At 68.3% G+C, this 14,141-nt stretch carries 14 protein-coding genes; 9 read left to right on the forward strand and 5 right to left on the reverse strand.

Translation table 11 applies throughout. The annotated features are described in order from the left end of the window. Window positions 1-112 precede the first annotated feature (112 nt). Window positions 113-250 (reverse strand): hypothetical protein, encoded by a 138-nt coding sequence (locus EAO75_RS48610; protein ID WP_410092412.1) that lies wholly within the window; start codon window positions 248-250, stop codon window positions 113-115. A 181-nt stretch (window positions 251-431) separates the two neighbouring features. Then, window positions 432-1,544: an ABC transporter substrate-binding protein gene (locus EAO75_RS17805; RefSeq protein ID WP_147996070.1), complete on the reverse strand. Its 1,113-nt coding sequence runs from the start codon at window positions 1,542-1,544 to the stop codon at window positions 432-434. Between the two features lie 414 nt (window positions 1,545-1,958). Here EAO75_RS17805 and EAO75_RS17810 point away from each other — a divergent pair, with 414 nt between their 5' ends. After that, entirely contained in the window at window positions 1,959-3,383 is a 1,425-nt protein-coding gene (locus EAO75_RS17810; protein ID WP_147996071.1) for a Gfo/Idh/MocA family protein, read from the forward strand. 43 nt (window positions 3,384-3,426) lie between these two features. Here EAO75_RS17810 and EAO75_RS17815 read toward each other — a convergent pair whose 3' ends face one another. Continuing rightward, window positions 3,427-4,092, reverse strand: a complete 666-nt coding sequence (locus tag EAO75_RS17815; RefSeq protein ID WP_147996072.1) for a class I SAM-dependent methyltransferase — start codon at window positions 4,090-4,092, stop codon at window positions 3,427-3,429. A gap of 114 nt (window positions 4,093-4,206) precedes the next feature. Here EAO75_RS17815 and pgm point away from each other — a divergent pair, with 114 nt between their 5' ends. Then, window positions 4,207-5,847, forward strand: coding sequence for a phosphoglucomutase (alpha-D-glucose-1,6-bisphosphate-dependent) (gene pgm, locus EAO75_RS17820; RefSeq protein WP_147996073.1), 1,641 nt, complete (start codon window positions 4,207-4,209; stop codon window positions 5,845-5,847). 63 nt (window positions 5,848-5,910) lie between these two features. Here the strand turns inward: pgm and EAO75_RS17825 are convergent, their stop codons facing one another. Beyond that, window positions 5,911-6,813, reverse strand: coding sequence for a hypothetical protein (locus tag EAO75_RS17825; protein ID WP_147996074.1), 903 nt, complete (start codon window positions 6,811-6,813; stop codon window positions 5,911-5,913). A 228-nt stretch (window positions 6,814-7,041) separates the two neighbouring features. Then, a complete protein-coding gene (locus EAO75_RS17830; protein WP_147996075.1) occupies window positions 7,042-7,776 on the reverse strand; it encodes a TioE family transcriptional regulator in 735 nt (244 codons plus the stop codon). A 58-nt stretch (window positions 7,777-7,834) separates the two neighbouring features. On the opposite strand from EAO75_RS17830, the gene EAO75_RS17835 reads away from it, so the two are divergent. From EAO75_RS17835 to EAO75_RS17865, 7 genes are all read left to right on the forward strand, one after another. Beyond that, entirely contained in the window at window positions 7,835-8,959 is a 1,125-nt protein-coding gene (locus tag EAO75_RS17835) for an erythromycin esterase family protein (protein WP_147996076.1), read from the forward strand. A gap of 155 nt (window positions 8,960-9,114) precedes the next feature. Continuing rightward, the gene (locus EAO75_RS17840) at window positions 9,115-10,602 is read left to right on the forward strand and encodes a hypothetical protein (RefSeq protein WP_147996077.1); all 1,488 of its coding nucleotides are present in this window, start codon (window positions 9,115-9,117) and stop codon (window positions 10,600-10,602) included. Window positions 10,603-10,616: 14 nt separating this feature from the next. Beyond that, window positions 10,617-11,285, forward strand: a complete 669-nt coding sequence (locus EAO75_RS17845) for a hypothetical protein (RefSeq protein WP_147996078.1) — start codon at window positions 10,617-10,619, stop codon at window positions 11,283-11,285. Further along, window positions 11,282-11,974, forward strand: a complete 693-nt coding sequence (locus tag EAO75_RS17850) for a hypothetical protein (protein WP_147996079.1) — start codon at window positions 11,282-11,284, stop codon at window positions 11,972-11,974. Before EAO75_RS17845 ends, EAO75_RS17850 begins: the two co-directional genes overlap by 4 nt. Window positions 11,975-11,984: 10 nt before the next feature. Then, on the forward strand, window positions 11,985-12,368 hold the full coding sequence (locus EAO75_RS17855) for a hypothetical protein (RefSeq protein ID WP_147996080.1): 384 nt from the start codon (window positions 11,985-11,987) through the stop codon (window positions 12,366-12,368). Beyond that, a complete protein-coding gene (locus EAO75_RS17860; RefSeq protein ID WP_147996081.1) occupies window positions 12,361-13,500 on the forward strand; it encodes a hypothetical protein in 1,140 nt (379 codons plus the stop codon). Before EAO75_RS17855 ends, EAO75_RS17860 begins: the two co-directional genes overlap by 8 nt. 42 nt (window positions 13,501-13,542) lie before the next feature. Beyond that, on the forward strand, window positions 13,543-14,079 hold the full coding sequence (locus tag EAO75_RS17865) for a phage baseplate assembly protein V (protein WP_147996082.1): 537 nt from the start codon (window positions 13,543-13,545) through the stop codon (window positions 14,077-14,079). Window positions 14,080-14,141 lie beyond the last annotated feature (62 nt).

A 14,141-nucleotide genomic window follows, 5' to 3' on the forward strand; every position in this document is an offset into this window, starting at 1 on the left:
GACAGGTATTGCGATGGTGCGGTCGAAGGGTCTCACGGCTGAGTCACGGGAGTTAATGTCGTGTAACCGGTCTCGCTCATGCGGGACTTGGGACGGCGGCCTCAGGACAGAGTCAGCGCGGGGCTTCCCTGTCGGTTTCCAGCCCCCAGGCAGTGAGCATGCCGGCGGACAGCGGGGCGCACTCGACGGAGTTCAGGGACCGGATCGCCGCGTCGACAGCCGCGTCATCGACCAGGCCGGTGGCGATCACCGCCGCTCGGCTCCGTTCCCATGTGTCCGCCCGGAAGCGGCTAATGGGACTGCCCGGCAACAGCGGCGGCATATGGAGGGTGGCTTGATCTGCGACGGCCTTGGCGATGACGCCTCGGAGCGGTCGGCCGCTGGTGAGGTGCGCGAGTTGTCCGGCGTCGAGGGTGGACGTCGGTGCTCTCTCAGTCGGCGTGAAGGATCCGAAAACGTTTCGGTTCCGCCGGATCTCGATCAACGACCTGGACCGGCGTCCATGCCCATTGCCACACGCTGATGCCCGGCGTACGCGAGAACCGGATCTGCCCGCGCGTGCCTTCGACTGCAACGCGCGGSCAGGATTCTGCGATCCGCGCCCTCTCCGCGCCGCTGGAACGCAGCACATCGGCGAGGACGGCGACCGTGTCGTAGCCCTCGAAGGCGACGAAGGAGGGCGCTTCGCCAAGCCCGTCTCGGAGGGCTTTCTCGACTCGTGCGCCGAGTGGACTCAGGCGCTCCGGAAGGTAGCGCAAGAACGGGATCGCGGCGCCGTCGTCGCCGAGCGACGTCGCCCATTCGGCGAACTCCGGTTGCCCGGCCGGAGCGCCGATCATGATCTCGGCGAGGCGCTGGTCGCCGCGGACGGACTTGACGATCGGCACGGCCGGTTCGGGGTGGCCGACCAGCAACAGGAGGGCCGTCGCACGTTGGTCGACGAGTTCGTCGCACAGGGCCGTGGGGGTGAGCACGCTCATGTCGAGTTCGATGACGGTGCCGCCGCGTGGAGCGAGGTAGTCCCGGAGAATGCGGGTCCCCGATGCCCAGTAGACACTCGGCTGGGCTGCTACGGCGATTCGGCTGTGGCCCGCGCCGAGGAGGAAGTCTGCGTAGATCTGCCAGCCATGGGACTGCGCCGGGGCGAGACGCGCGACCCATTGCGTCGGCTGTTCGGTGAGCGCGTCGATTACCGCTGACGAGCACAGGAACGGCAGACCGAGGACGTCGGCCCTGGCGGCCGCGGCGCGAGCGACGACGCTGTGGTACTCCCCCGCCAGGGCGGCGACACCCAGGCGAGCCAATTCGTCCACGGCCGCAGCGGCCCTCTCGGGATCAGCCGCGGTGTCCCGGACCACCAGCTCAAGTGGTCTCCCGCCGACACCGCCCGCGTCATTGACTTCGCGGGCGGCCAGCTCCAGTCCAGCCAGCAGGTGCCGGCCTGCCTCGACCCAGCCAGGCCGAGTCAGCGGAACGAGTGCGCCGATCCGGACGGATGATCCGTCAGCCCGCTTCGCTCCAGGCGGCGATGGTGGCGTACTCATGCGTTGATGTCTCCCCTGTGACGATTCGGTGGACGAGTGGCACCTGGTTGTACAGGACGTCACCGCCGACGACCAGGCAGATCGACGGGACGTGCGATGAGGTGCGGTGCGGATGCCGGCGGGAGCGGAGTGGTCGGCCTACGGTCGTCAGCCCCGCAGTGACAGGGAGTCCAGGTTCTTCCACGACCCTCTCGACGTCCCTGCGGAGCCGGCGCGCTGGGCGGCGGGCAGCCACCTCGACCGACCGGGCTGATGGCCTGTCAGCCATCCACTGATGCTTGATCCTGCTCGGAACTGCTCTCTATCGAGCACGTATTGACATGCAACCGTCGAAGCCCGCAGAGTCATGCCTCGAAAGTCCCGACAGTGCCCCCGGCAGTGATGCAAGCCACCCCACCGAGGAGTGTTGCCGTCATGTCCGAAATACCCGCTGTCTCACGCCGGCTCCTCCTGGGCGGAGCCGTCGCCACCGGCGCGCTCGCGGCCGGGATGGCCGGCGCGGCCCCGGCCGCCTCCGCCGCGACCGGACAAGCGCCCCGCCGCCGTCCCGGACAGAAGTCGATGGCCGGCGTGCCGTTCGAGGTCCACGGAACCGTCCGCGTCGGTGTGATCGGCCTGGGCAACCGTGGCGGCGGCATGGTCATGAGCTGGGCGGCCGTACCCGGCTGCACCGTGACCGCCGTCTGCGACATCCGCGCCGACCGCGCGCGCCGCGCCGCCGACCGGCTGGTGAGCAAGGGCGAGCCCCGCCCCGCCGAATACGGCGGATCAGCCGACTCCTACGCCCAGATGCTCCGGCGCGACGACATCGATCTCGTGTACGTCGCCACGCCGTGGGAGTTCCACTACGAGCACGGCAGAGCCGCGCTGCTGAGCGGCCGGCACGCCGTGGTGGAGCTCCCTGTCGCGACGGAGCTGCGCCAGCTGTGGGACCTGGTCGACACCTCCGAGCGCACCCGCAAGCACCTGCTCCTCGCCGAGAACTGCAGCTACGGCCGCAACGAACTGGCGATGTTGAGGATGGCGCACGCCGGTCTGTTCGGCGACGTCACGAACGGCCATGGCGGCTACCTCCACGACCTGCGTGAACTCCTCTTCTCCGACACGTACTACACCGACTCCTGGCGGCGGCTGTGGCACACCCGCAGCACCGCGTCCCTCTACCCCATGCACGGGCTGGCCCCGATCGCGGCGGCCATGGACATCAACCGCGGCGACCGGATGGCCACCCTCACCGCCACGGCGACGGCCCCCAAGGGACTGGCCGACTACCGCGAACGCTTCATCCCCCGGGACCACCCGTCCTGGAAAGAGACGTACATCAACGGTGACCTGGTCACCTGCCTCATCGAGACCGACAAGGGCAGGATCATCCGGGCCGAGCACGACGTCAGTTCACCGCGGCCGTACAGCAGGATCAACACCCTCGCCGGCAGCCGCGGGATCGTCGAGGACTACGCCGGGCCCGGCCCGACCGGGGCGCGCGTCTATCTCGAACCGGACCACGGTGGCCACACCTGGCGTGACTTCGCGGACTACCGCAAGGAGTTCGACCACTGGCTGTGGCAGGAGGTGGGTGACGACGCCGCGAACAACGGAGGCCACGGCGGCATGGACTACGTCCTGCAGTGGCGCACCGTCCAGCTGATGCGCGCGGGGCTGGTGCCCGACATCGACGTGTACGACTCGGCTTCCTGGTGCTCGGCGGTCCCGCTGAGCGCCGCGTCCCTGGCGAGCAACGGCCGCCCGGTCGAGATCCCGGACTTCACCCGGGGCGACTGGGCCGGCAAACGGCCCGGCCTCGACTCCAGCCCCACGGACATGCCGCCCATCGGCTGACCCACGCAGGCCGAAGCCTTCGGTCGGCGCGGGAGCGGCCGGCTCAACGGCGGCGGCAGTGCAGGAAGAGGTGGGGCTCGGGCCCGGCGCCGGGGTGGTCCGGGGTGAAGACGGTGCTATTGCTGGACAGCACCGTGAGCCCCGCCGTCTCCACTACGCCGGTGAGGTCCTCCTCGCCGAAGCTCGTGGCGCGCACCGGCCGGCCCATGAAGACCACCTCGACGTCCTCCACGTCCGCGGGCACGGTGGCCAGCACCAGGTGGCCACCGGGTTTCAGGGCCCGGGTCAGCCGCCGTAGCAACGCGGACTGCTCCGCGCGGGTCATCTGCAGCAGCGAGAAGAACACGCACACGCCGTCCAACACGTCCTCCTCCAGAGGGAGTTCGCGGATGTCGGCGTGGCGGAACTCGGCCTCGGGGACCTGGCGGGCGGCGAGTTCCACCATGACGGGCGATACGTCGACGCCCAGCACGGAGTGTCCCGCCGCGGTGAGCGCGGCCGCGGTGGGCCGCCCGGTGCCGCTGCCCACGTCCAGCGTCCGGGCGGCGGGCGGCAGCCGCTCCAGCAGCCACTCCAGTGCGGCCAGATGGGCGGGGGCGTGGGCGAACGCCTTCTCGTAGTCGGCGCCCAGCGCGTCGAACAGCAGGGCGGCGGGCGGGAGTTGGTCCTCGGGCGGCACGGCGGTGTCCCTTCGCTCGTCGGCTCGCATCGTCGCACCCGGCGGACACGTGCCACAACGTCGTCCCGATGCGCGTCCCCGCGCGTCGAGCAGGGGAGAATGAGGGCCGTAACCGACCGTCGAAGCTTGTGGAGGAGCCGGGAGATGCAGGACGCGCGAGCGGGGCAGGTCGCCGGGCCCGAGGACCTCATCGATGTGGCCCGCCTGGTCACGGCGTACTACGCGTTGCACCCCGATCCGGCCGAGCCGGGGCAACGGGTGGCGTTCGGCACCTCGGGACACCGCGGTTCCGCCCTCAAGACGGCGTTCAACGAGGACCACATCGCCGCCACCAGCCAGGCCATCTGCGAGTACCGCGCCGCCCAGGGCACCGACGGCCCCCTCTTCCTCGGCGCCGACACCCACGCCCTGTCCGAGCCCGCCCGGGTCACGGCGCTGGAGGTGTTCGCCGCCAACGAGGTGACCGTCCTCATCGACCAGGCCGACGGCTACACGCCCACCCCGGCGGTCTCGCACGCCATCCTCACCCACAACCGGAACCGCACGTCCGGCCTCGCCGACGGCGTGGTGGTCACCCCCTCGCACAACCCGCCCGCCGACGGCGGCTTCAAGTACAACCCGCCGAGCGGAGGCCCCGCGGGCTCCGAAGCGACGTCGTGGATCCAGGACCGCGCCAACGAGATCATCACCGGCGGCCTGAAGGACGTACGGCGCATCCCCCATACCCGTGCGCTGGCCGCCCCCGGCACCGGCCGTTACGACTTCCTCGGCACCTACGTCGCCGACCTCCCGAACGTCCTGGACCTGGACGCGATCCGCACCGCCGGCGTGCGCATCGGCGCCGATCCGCTGGGCGGCGCCTCGGTCGCCTACTGGGGCCGAATCGGCGAACAGCACGGGCTCGACCTGACCGTGGTCAATCCGCTCACCGACCCGACCTGGCGCTTCATGACGCTGGACTGGGACGGCAAGATCCGCATGGACTGTTCCTCCCCGTACGCGATGGCTTCGCTCATCGAGCAGCGCGACCGGTTCGACATCGCCACCGGCAACGACGCCGACGCCGACCGGCACGGCATCGTCACGCCGGACGGTGGCCTGATGAACCCCAACCACTATCTGGCCGTGGCGATTTCGTACCTCTTCTCGCACCGGGAGCAGTGGCCAGCGGGCGCCGGGATCGGCAAGACGCTGGTGTCCTCCAGCATGATCGACCGGGTGGCGGCGGACGTGGGCCGGCCGCTGGTCGAGGTCCCCGTCGGATTCAAGTGGTTCGTGGACGGTCTGTCCGACGGATCGCTCGGCTTCGGGGGCGAGGAGTCTGCGGGCGCGTCCTTCCTGCGCCGTGACGGTTCGGTGTGGACCACCGACAAGGACGGCATCATCCTGGCCCTGCTCGCCTCCGAGATCACGGCGGTCACGGGCAAGACCCCGTCGCAGCACTATGCGCAGCTCACCGACCGCTTCGGCGCCCCCGCCTACGCGCGCGTCGACGCCCCCGCGTCCCGCGAGGAGAAGGCGCTGCTCGCCAAGTTGTCCCCGAGCCAGGTCACCGCCGACACCCTCGCCGGCGACCCGGTCACCACGGTGCTCACCGAGGCCCCCGGCAACGGCGCCGCCCTCGGCGGCATCAAGGTCGCGACCGACAACGCCTGGTTCGCGGCCCGCCCTTCGGGCACCGAGGACGTCTACAAGATCTACGGGGAGTCCTTCCTCGGCGCGGACCATCTGCGCCGGGTCCAGGAGGAGGCCAGGGCAGTGGTGCTCGCGGCACTGGGCAGCTGACACGGACGAGACCGGGGTGTCGGCGCTCAGCCTGTCGGAGCGGTGGCCGGAGGATGCAGAGCCCTACCCTCGCGCCTTCGGGTAGGGCCGTCGAAACGGAGAGGGCTCCCAGAGCAGACGTACCCCGGTCATCCGGGCGATCGCGCGCAGGTGTGGTCCTGTGTTTCCGACGAACCACACCGAGCGGTCCTCGTGCGGCCAGACGTAGGCCGGAACGCCGGCATCGAGGAGGGATGTCAGCCGCGGCTCTTCGAGTGCCGTGGCCGCAAACTCGTACAGCAGGGGAAGACGTGGGGCGATCAGGCCGTAGTCGAGCATGCGGGCGAGGGCATGCTCGGCGAGGACGACTTCCTCGACGGGTCCAGGCACCGGGTACTCCCTCGGAAAGGACCGGCCGAGGTCGAGGAACGACTTGACGCTTCGGTGGCGCGGGTCCACCAGTCGGGGGCCGAGGAAGGCCAGTGGCCCCAGCGCGAGTCGCGGATTCGCCAGCATCGCATGGGTATAGAGCACTCGAATCAGCGCGACGTTCATCATGAAGCGCTCTACTTTGATTTCCTGAGCGGCCAGGCCTTCGTATGTCAGATATCCCGCGACAATGCTGGCATTGTGCGCCCGGTACCAGCGGGTCGGCGACGGCTGCCGAATGAACTCCAGCCAGTACTGCACCCTGCGGTTGCTGGCACTCCCCGATGTGTCCGTGGCCAGGAGACCGGCCTCGACCTTGTCCCTCAGCAGCATTCCATTCACGCTGCGCCACCATGGGCTGCCGGCCGGATCAGAGGACTCCGGTTCAAGCACTCCGCGAGCGGCCGACCAGCGCATGAAGCTCAACTCGGCGTGACCGTATCGACGGAAGCGACCAGGGTCAGCGTGATAGAAATCCTGTGCCAGCGCGAGGCGTTCAGCCGTGTTGTCCCGCACAAGTTCCACCCGCTGCTGTGCGCGAGCAGCCGTGTCAGTCACGGCGACATCTCGATCGGGTCGGCATCATACGAGAACCTCATGAATTCGAGGACTGGGCCCTTTTGAAGCACGCCCGCGCCGCGTTGCGCGCGCACGGACCACCGCAATACACAGGATTACGGTACCGCGGCTTCCCCAATTCCGGTTCCACCGCATCGAAGCCCTTGTCCCGGCTCATGTCGACGGTGCGGCGGAGGACCTTGACGCGCCGGTGCGACTGCCTGCATCTCATCCGCGCTCGCGCAGGTACGTCTCCAGCTCGGCGGCACCGGTCAGCATCGCCCGCCCGCGGGTGGACAGGCGACCGTGCCAGTCGCGCAGTGCCGCCTCCAGCGGCTCCAGTCCGCCGGCTGCCCGCACCTGGGCGATGAGCGGGGCAATCTGCTCCAACAGGTAGCCGCCCCGCCTGAGTTGGTGGGCCAGCCGGGCGTCTCGCACGTCTGCCTCGTCGTAGACGCGGTAACCGGTCTGCAGGTCGCGGCGTGGACTCACCAACCCGGCGCGCTCCCATTTGCGCAGTGTCGCGGGCCGGATCCCGAGCTGTTGCGCCAGCGGCCCGATGAAGGTGGCGCCGGGCCCGGACACGACGGTCGCCTCCGAGCCCACGCCGCTGCGCTCCAGGTCATGGAGGGCGCTCTCCACGGCATGGAGGGTCCGCCGGTCGTCGAGAAGCTGGGCGTGGCTCTCGTCGATGAGGTGGAAGGCCTCGTCGACCGAGCCCTGGTTCACGGCCCGCATGATCGAGGTCGCCGTGCTGTGGCCGTGGCCGGGGACCAAGGCGAGAAACGCACGCAGGGCTCCCGCGTGCAGCGAGGTATAGGTGCGGTAGCCGTGGGGTGTGCGGTCGGCGGCCGGAAGGATGCCGGCCTCCTCGTAGTTCCTGACCGCTTGCGTCGACAGGCCATGCCCGCGTGCCAGATCAACCGGCCTGAGCCGCTCCCCGGTTTGAAGGTTTTGCCCCATGGGACTGAAGATATCGCGAAAAAGTTTCAATCGAGGGTTCAACGATACCGTTGAAGGCATGGCTACCGACATCAAGGAATCCGCCCATGCCGTCGACGCCGCCTCCCTCATGGGGCTGCTCCCGACCAGGCCCCGCCTGCTCGGTCTGGGCGAGCCCACCCATGGCGAGGAGGCTCTGCTGGAGCTGCGCAACGAGCTCTTCCGGCAGCTGGTCGAGCAGGAGGGGTACCGGACGATCGCGATGGAGAGCGACTGCCTGAGGGGCCTGGTCGTGGACGACCACATCACGTCGGGCACGGGCACCCTCGACGAGGTCATGGAGCACGGATTCAGCCACGAGTGGGGAGCCTTCGCGGGCAACCGCGAACTGGTGCGCTGGATGCGCGCCCACAACGCCGGCCGGCCCGCGTCCGAGCGGCTCCGCTTCGCCGGTTTCGACGGTCCGCTGGAGATCACCGGCGCCGCGAGCCCCCGACAGGCCCTCACGTCACTTCACGGCTACCTCTCGGCCCACGTGGACGCGGCCCTGCTCCCCTGCACCACGGACACACTCGACCGCCTGCTCGGCACGGACGACCGGTGGACCAACCCGGCAGCGATGATGGACCCGACGCAATCCGTGGGGCGGTCGGCCGAGGCTACGGAACTGCGGCTGCTGGCCGAGGAGTTGGTGGCGCTGCTCGACGAGCAGACGCCGCACCTGTTGCCGGCGACCTCGCGCGGCGATGTGGACCAGGCTCGCCTGTACGGACGTACCGCCACCGGCCTGCTCCGCTACCACCACTGGATGGCCGACACGTCCCCGGCCCGCATGACCCGGCTGGTGAGCGCGCGGGACCGGATGATGGCCCACAACCTCCTCGCCCTCGCCGCTCGGGGCCCGGCACTCGTCCACGCCCACAACTCCCATCTCCAGCGCAGGAAGAGCTCGATGCAGTTGTGGGAGGGGTCCGTGGAGTGGTGGGGCGCAGGTGCCCTGGTGAGCGACCGACTCGGCGAGGAGTACGCCTTCGTGGCCACGGCCCTCGGCACGATCCGGCACCAGGGAGTGGACACACCGCCACCGGACACCGTCGAAGGAATCCTGTACGCGCTCCCGGAGGACCCCTGCCTCATCGACGCAACGCGGCTGGCCGAGGCCCTCGGAGGCACCCCGCCCGCCCGCCGCGAATCCCCTTGGTGAGCCCTCCTTCTGCTTCTGCTTGTCCTTCTCCACCTGGGGCTTGGTCCTACCCGGGCCGGCCGAAGGACAAGGACGGCGAAAGGCAGGACTCCCGCCCGACCCCGGCTCCGAGGCACAAGCCGCAGGCGGACCCCAAGCCGAAGCCTGACCCGGACGTGAAGCCCAAGGACGCCGACGGCAAGTCACCGGACAAGCCGAAGGACAAAGACGGCACATCCGCAGACGGCAAGCCCAAGGTCGACAAGCCGAAGGAAGACGGCAAGGACCCTGGCAAGCCCAAGGACCAGGACCCGACGAAGCCCAAGGACGCCAACAAGCCCAAGGACAAGGACGGCAGGGACGCGCCGGGCAAGCCCAAGGACGACAAAGACGGTCCGGGCAAGCCCCGTAACTCCAAGCCGGCCAACAAAGGCCCTGGCAAAACGAAGCCCGGGCCCGACAAGGCCGGCCCGGGTAGGACCAAGCCCCAGGTGGAGAAGGACAAGCAGAAGCAGAAGGAGGGCTCCCAAGATGACCTGGGCAGGAGGCTCGCCATCATCACAGCTCGCATACGCGCCAAGCTGCTTCCGCTGCTGGACGAAGGCGGCATGTGGGAATCGAGCTTCGACCCTCTGCTCACCGCACTGAAGAGTTGGCACAGACTCACCAGCCTGCGAGCCCTTGGCGACCCGGATGTGAACGTCGTTGCCACGCTCAACCCTTCCTCCGTCCCCGTGAGGGCCAAGCGCTGGCGTGACCCCCAGCTGCAGCAGCCGAGGATCGCGCTGAAGCAGCTACGCGAGGACGGGCTGCCCAAGCCGGATCTGCCGGCCTTCAACGGCAACCAGGCAAGCTCCATGGAGGCGCGGTTCCTCAGTCGCTCAGTGCGGAACACGGGCGCAGTGCCGGGTCCCCACAGCAATCCGCCCGGTTGGGCTTATGTGACGTCGAAGGGACTCTCCAAGGATTCCGCTTGGGTGCGCATGCATCTTCTCCCGGAGAAAATCGGAGGCATGGCGTCCAACAACAACTTGGTTCCGGCGCCCGGGTATTCGGTGAATACGCCGATGAACAATGAACTCGAAAAGTTTGCATACAATGACATCGCAGGCAAGGGAGACATGATCTGGTACAAGTCCGTTGTCTCCTTCCATCCCCTGCAGAAAGATGAGCCAGGGCCCACAGGGGAAGTGCTCCGGGGATTCCCCCAGCAGATCACCTCCAGCTACGGCGAATACGACCACATCAAGGGAACCGGGAAGCACCGGGGCGACTGGAAACCGCACACCACAGCCAAGAAGACAAAGCCCATCGGAAACATACGGCTGCCTTCCCCGAACGAGCACACGCTACTCCTCATCAACTCCGCACGGGCCAAGGCTATTTTCAACCACCTCGGCGGAAATGCGGACCCGGACCGTCCCTGGGGGCAGATCGCTCGCTATATCTCCGGACTGAGTACGAGCGGCGAGAACAGAACCACTACGAGGTACGGCCGCGAAGTACCGGACGGGCACCCGCACTACTACTCGGTTTCCGATGTGCAGCGATATCTGGACACCAGAAGGGCGAGCATGTCGGACGAGGTACGGCGGCTGGTCAACCCCGCGCTGGCAAAACTCAGGAAGCTCGCCAGAGCAGGGAAGATTGACTGGAAGAACTAGCCAGGGAGAACGAGATGCCAACCTCATTCCAGTTGCGTGCCCGCGAAGCGTTCGAGGAAGTAAGGTCCACGGATGAATTCACTGTGGAAAAGTACGAAATCGAAAGCGATCGGGATCGCACACTCACGGAAGACGATGCGAAACTGATTCGTCGATACCTGGGACCCGCTGCCGTCGATGAGGTGGGGGACCATTTGCTCGACGCCGAGCAGATCCATCTCTCCTGGCGCACTGCCGATTACCGCGTATACGGAGAGTTCGCTCTCAAGGATCTCAGGACCTGCCTGTCGGGAGGTTACATGCCCTACACAGACGAGCGGCTCACGCCGGAAGAGCAGCTGGTGATGGACGAGATCAAGACCCTTGAGGAAGCGCCGGGTTCCGGCCGTCTCACGGCGCTGCGAGTCCCCATGGACATGTCTCCGTGCCATGAGATCTGGTTCTACGACATGAACCAGCAACGATTTGTGCTACTCGATCTTAATTATTCGTCGTACGTGGACACACTGCTCATCACAAAAGGGATCCCTGGTTGGCAGTATCTCTACTCTGACACGCGATTGGACCACGAAGAATTTCGCCAGCTCGCCCGTCAGTTGGAAATTTCCCTCGACGTACTTGAAGACGTCTTCCCCGGCCACGACTACACGGACCTGCGGGCCCGACTGGAGGCCCGCCTGTGACCCGCTACGCCGACATCCCCAAACCCATCCGCTCCGGAATAGTCGTAGTCAACCCCGACACCGGCACCCCCCAGCGGATCATCGTCCTGCAGTTCAACCCGGACACCCTGGAGCGCAGCGTCGCCCCCCAGTCGGCCGGCGACGGCGGTGACGCCGGAGGTGGTGGGGCCGGTAGTGGGGACCGGAACGAGGCTCTCCGGCTCAAGGGCCCCGCCCAGGAGACCTGGAAGTTCACCGCCGAGATCGACGCCACCGACCAGTTCGAGATCGCCGCGCCCGATGGGATCCACCCGCAGCTCGCCACGCTCGAAATGCTGGTGCAACCGACCACCGCCCAGCTCCGCGCCGCGATGAAGCTCTCCCAGAAGGGGGCCATCGAGATCAGCCCGATCGAGATGCCGCTCACCCTCTTCACCTGGGGGAGCAAGCGCGTGATGCCCGTCCGGCTCACCGAGCTCTCCGTCAACGAGTCCGCCTTCGACGTCAATCTCAACCCGATCCGGGCCTCCCTCAGCATCGGCATGAAGATCCTCACCGTCAGTGATCTGCCGGCCGGCCACCGCGGCGCCGACCTCTACATGGCGCACCTCGCGCAGAAGGAGCGCCTCGCTGCCGCGGCACGGGGCGGCAGCCTCGGCTCGCTGGGGCTCGGCGGTATCGGAAGCAACGCCGTGATCGGAAGGGGCTGAGGAGCACACCATGGCCAGCACAGAGCCCTACGAGAACGCCCTGGACGCCATACCCGGCGCCCACCCCTACCCCCGCACCAGCCGCTACCACGACGCCGAGATCGGGATCCACCGGCAGCCCGACGGCACCGAAGTGCGGTACACCAAGCGGCGGTTGCTGCCTCCCCTCGACCAGAGCCAGGACACCGACGACACCCTGCCCCACACCGTCGCCGCCGGCGAGCGCCCCGACCTCCTCGCCCAGCGGTACTTCGGTGACCCCACCCAGTGGTGGCAGATCGCCGACGCCAACCCCGTACTCGATCCACGCGAGTTGACCGATGAAGCCGGGCGCGTCATAGACATCCCGCTCGCCGGCGGGTTCCCGGGCGGCAGGGGAGAGCGGCGTGTTTGATCTGCCCGTGGGGCAGGGCCCCGTCCACATCACGCTCCTCATGGGGCCCAAGCTCGCCCGGCCCGTCCCGGCCGAGGTGACCGAGGCCCTGCTGTCCGCCCAGATCACCACCACCGCGGGGGAGCGCAGTGGGTTTCAGCTCGCCTTCGACCTCACCAAGAACGGGATCATCAGCCGACGGCTGCTCCCGGAGGGCTTCTTCGATCCCAAGACGCGGCTCGTCGTCACCGTCAGCGTGAAGGGCACCGCGGACGTCCTCTTCGACGGACTCGTCGTCCGGCACGAGGTCGGCGCCAGCAACCAGCCCGGGCACTCCACCCTCACCGTCACCGGCGAGGACCTCACCCTCCTCATGGACCTGGAGGAGCGCACCGACCGGTACCCGAACCTCCCGCCCTCCGAGCGCGTCCTCGCCATCCTGCGCCGCTACTCCGACTACGGCATCCGCCCCGACGTCTACACCGAGAAGGTCGCCCAACCCCCGCACCAGGACCTCCGCGTGCACTACCAGACGGGCACCGACCTCCAGTACGTCACCGAGCTCGCGCGGGCCAACGGCTACACCTTCTATCTGGAGCCCGGACCGAACCCCGGCCAGTCCTCCGCCCGTTGGGGACCCGAGGTCCGCCTCGGTATCCGTCAGCACGCCCTCAACGTCAACATGGACGCCAACTCCACCGTGGACCAACTGACGTTCGCGTACGACGGCACCGCGCGCGAGGAACCGCAGGCCCGCTGGCAGAACCCCGAGACCCGGCAGTCGGACCTGCTCCCGCAGCCGTCCATCAGCCCACTGCGCCCGCCCCTGGGCAAGCGGCCCACCCCGGCCCTCAAGCGCAGGACGCTCTCCGGCACCGCCAAGCACCAGCGCGAGCAGGCCGAGGCCGAACTCCTCGCCCGCGCCGCCGTGTCCGCCGACGTCGTCTCCGGCTCCGGCTCCCTCGACGTCATCCGGCACGGCTACATCCTCCAGCCGCGTCAGCTCGTCGGCGTACGCGGCTCGGGACGGGCCTACGACGGCGACTACTTCGTCAAGTCCGTCACGCACAACCTGCGCCCGGGCTCGTACCAGCAGAACTTCACCCTCTCCCGGGAGGGCCTGGAAGCGCGCAGCGACTACGTCCGGCCGTAACACACACCCGCTCACGACCCACCAACCAGGAGCACCTCCACCATGGCGGCACCCAGCAATCGCTACCTCGGCAAGTTCCGCGGCCGGGTCGTCAGCAACGACGATCCGCTGCGCATCGGCCGTGTCACCGTCGAGGTGCCGGACGTCCTCGGCAACGAGCCGTCCACATGGGCGCTGCCCTGCCTGCCGTTCACCGGGCCGGAGTCGGGACAGTTCGTGGTGCCGCCGCCGGGCGCGGGCGTGTGGGTGGAGTTCGAGCAGGGGGATCCCAGCTTCCCCGTGTGGACCGGTTGCTGGTACGGGGCCGCCGACGAGCTGCCGCCCGACGCGCGGCGCGAGCTCCAGGCCAACTCGCCGAACAAGCCCGTCGTCGTGCAGACGCCGCAGGCGCACAAGCTCGTCATGAACGACACGCCCGGTGCCGAGCAGGGAATTCTGCTCCAGGCCCAGGGCGGCGCGTACATCCGTATCACCAAGGAAGCCGTGGTCATCTCGACCGGCGCGGGCGCCGAGGTCCTGCTGCGTGGCAACGAAGTGACCATCAACGAGGGCCAGTTGACCGTGCTCTCGAAGCGATGAAGCGATGAAGCGATGAAGCGATGAAGCGACGAACGACGAAGCGATGAACGACGAAGCGACCA

This window comes from Streptomyces sp. UW30 (assembly GCF_008042075.1).
In the GTDB taxonomy this organism is placed as follows: domain Bacteria; phylum Actinomycetota; class Actinomycetes; order Streptomycetales; family Streptomycetaceae; genus Streptomyces.

Coding starts and splice junctions, on each gene's coding strand:
- EAO75_RS17835 (WP_147996076.1), top strand. CDS start 7,835: ATGGCTACCGACATCAAGGAATCCGCCCATGCCGTCGACGCCGCCTCC.
- EAO75_RS17855 (WP_147996080.1), top strand. CDS start 11,985: ATGGCCAGCACAGAGCCCTACGAGAACGCCCTGGACGCCATACCCGGC.
- EAO75_RS17830 (WP_147996075.1), bottom strand. CDS start 7,776: ATGGGGCAAAACCTTCAAACCGGGGAGCGGCTCAGGCCGGTTGATCTG.
- pgm (WP_147996073.1), top strand. CDS start 4,207: ATGCAGGACGCGCGAGCGGGGCAGGTCGCCGGGCCCGAGGACCTCATC.
- EAO75_RS17865 (WP_147996082.1), top strand. CDS start 13,543: ATGGCGGCACCCAGCAATCGCTACCTCGGCAAGTTCCGCGGCCGGGTC.
- EAO75_RS17845 (WP_147996078.1), top strand. CDS start 10,617: ATGCCAACCTCATTCCAGTTGCGTGCCCGCGAAGCGTTCGAGGAAGTA.
- EAO75_RS17815 (WP_147996072.1), bottom strand. CDS start 4,092: ATGCGAGCCGACGAGCGAAGGGACACCGCCGTGCCGCCCGAGGACCAA.
- EAO75_RS17810 (WP_147996071.1), top strand. CDS start 1,959: ATGTCCGAAATACCCGCTGTCTCACGCCGGCTCCTCCTGGGCGGAGCC.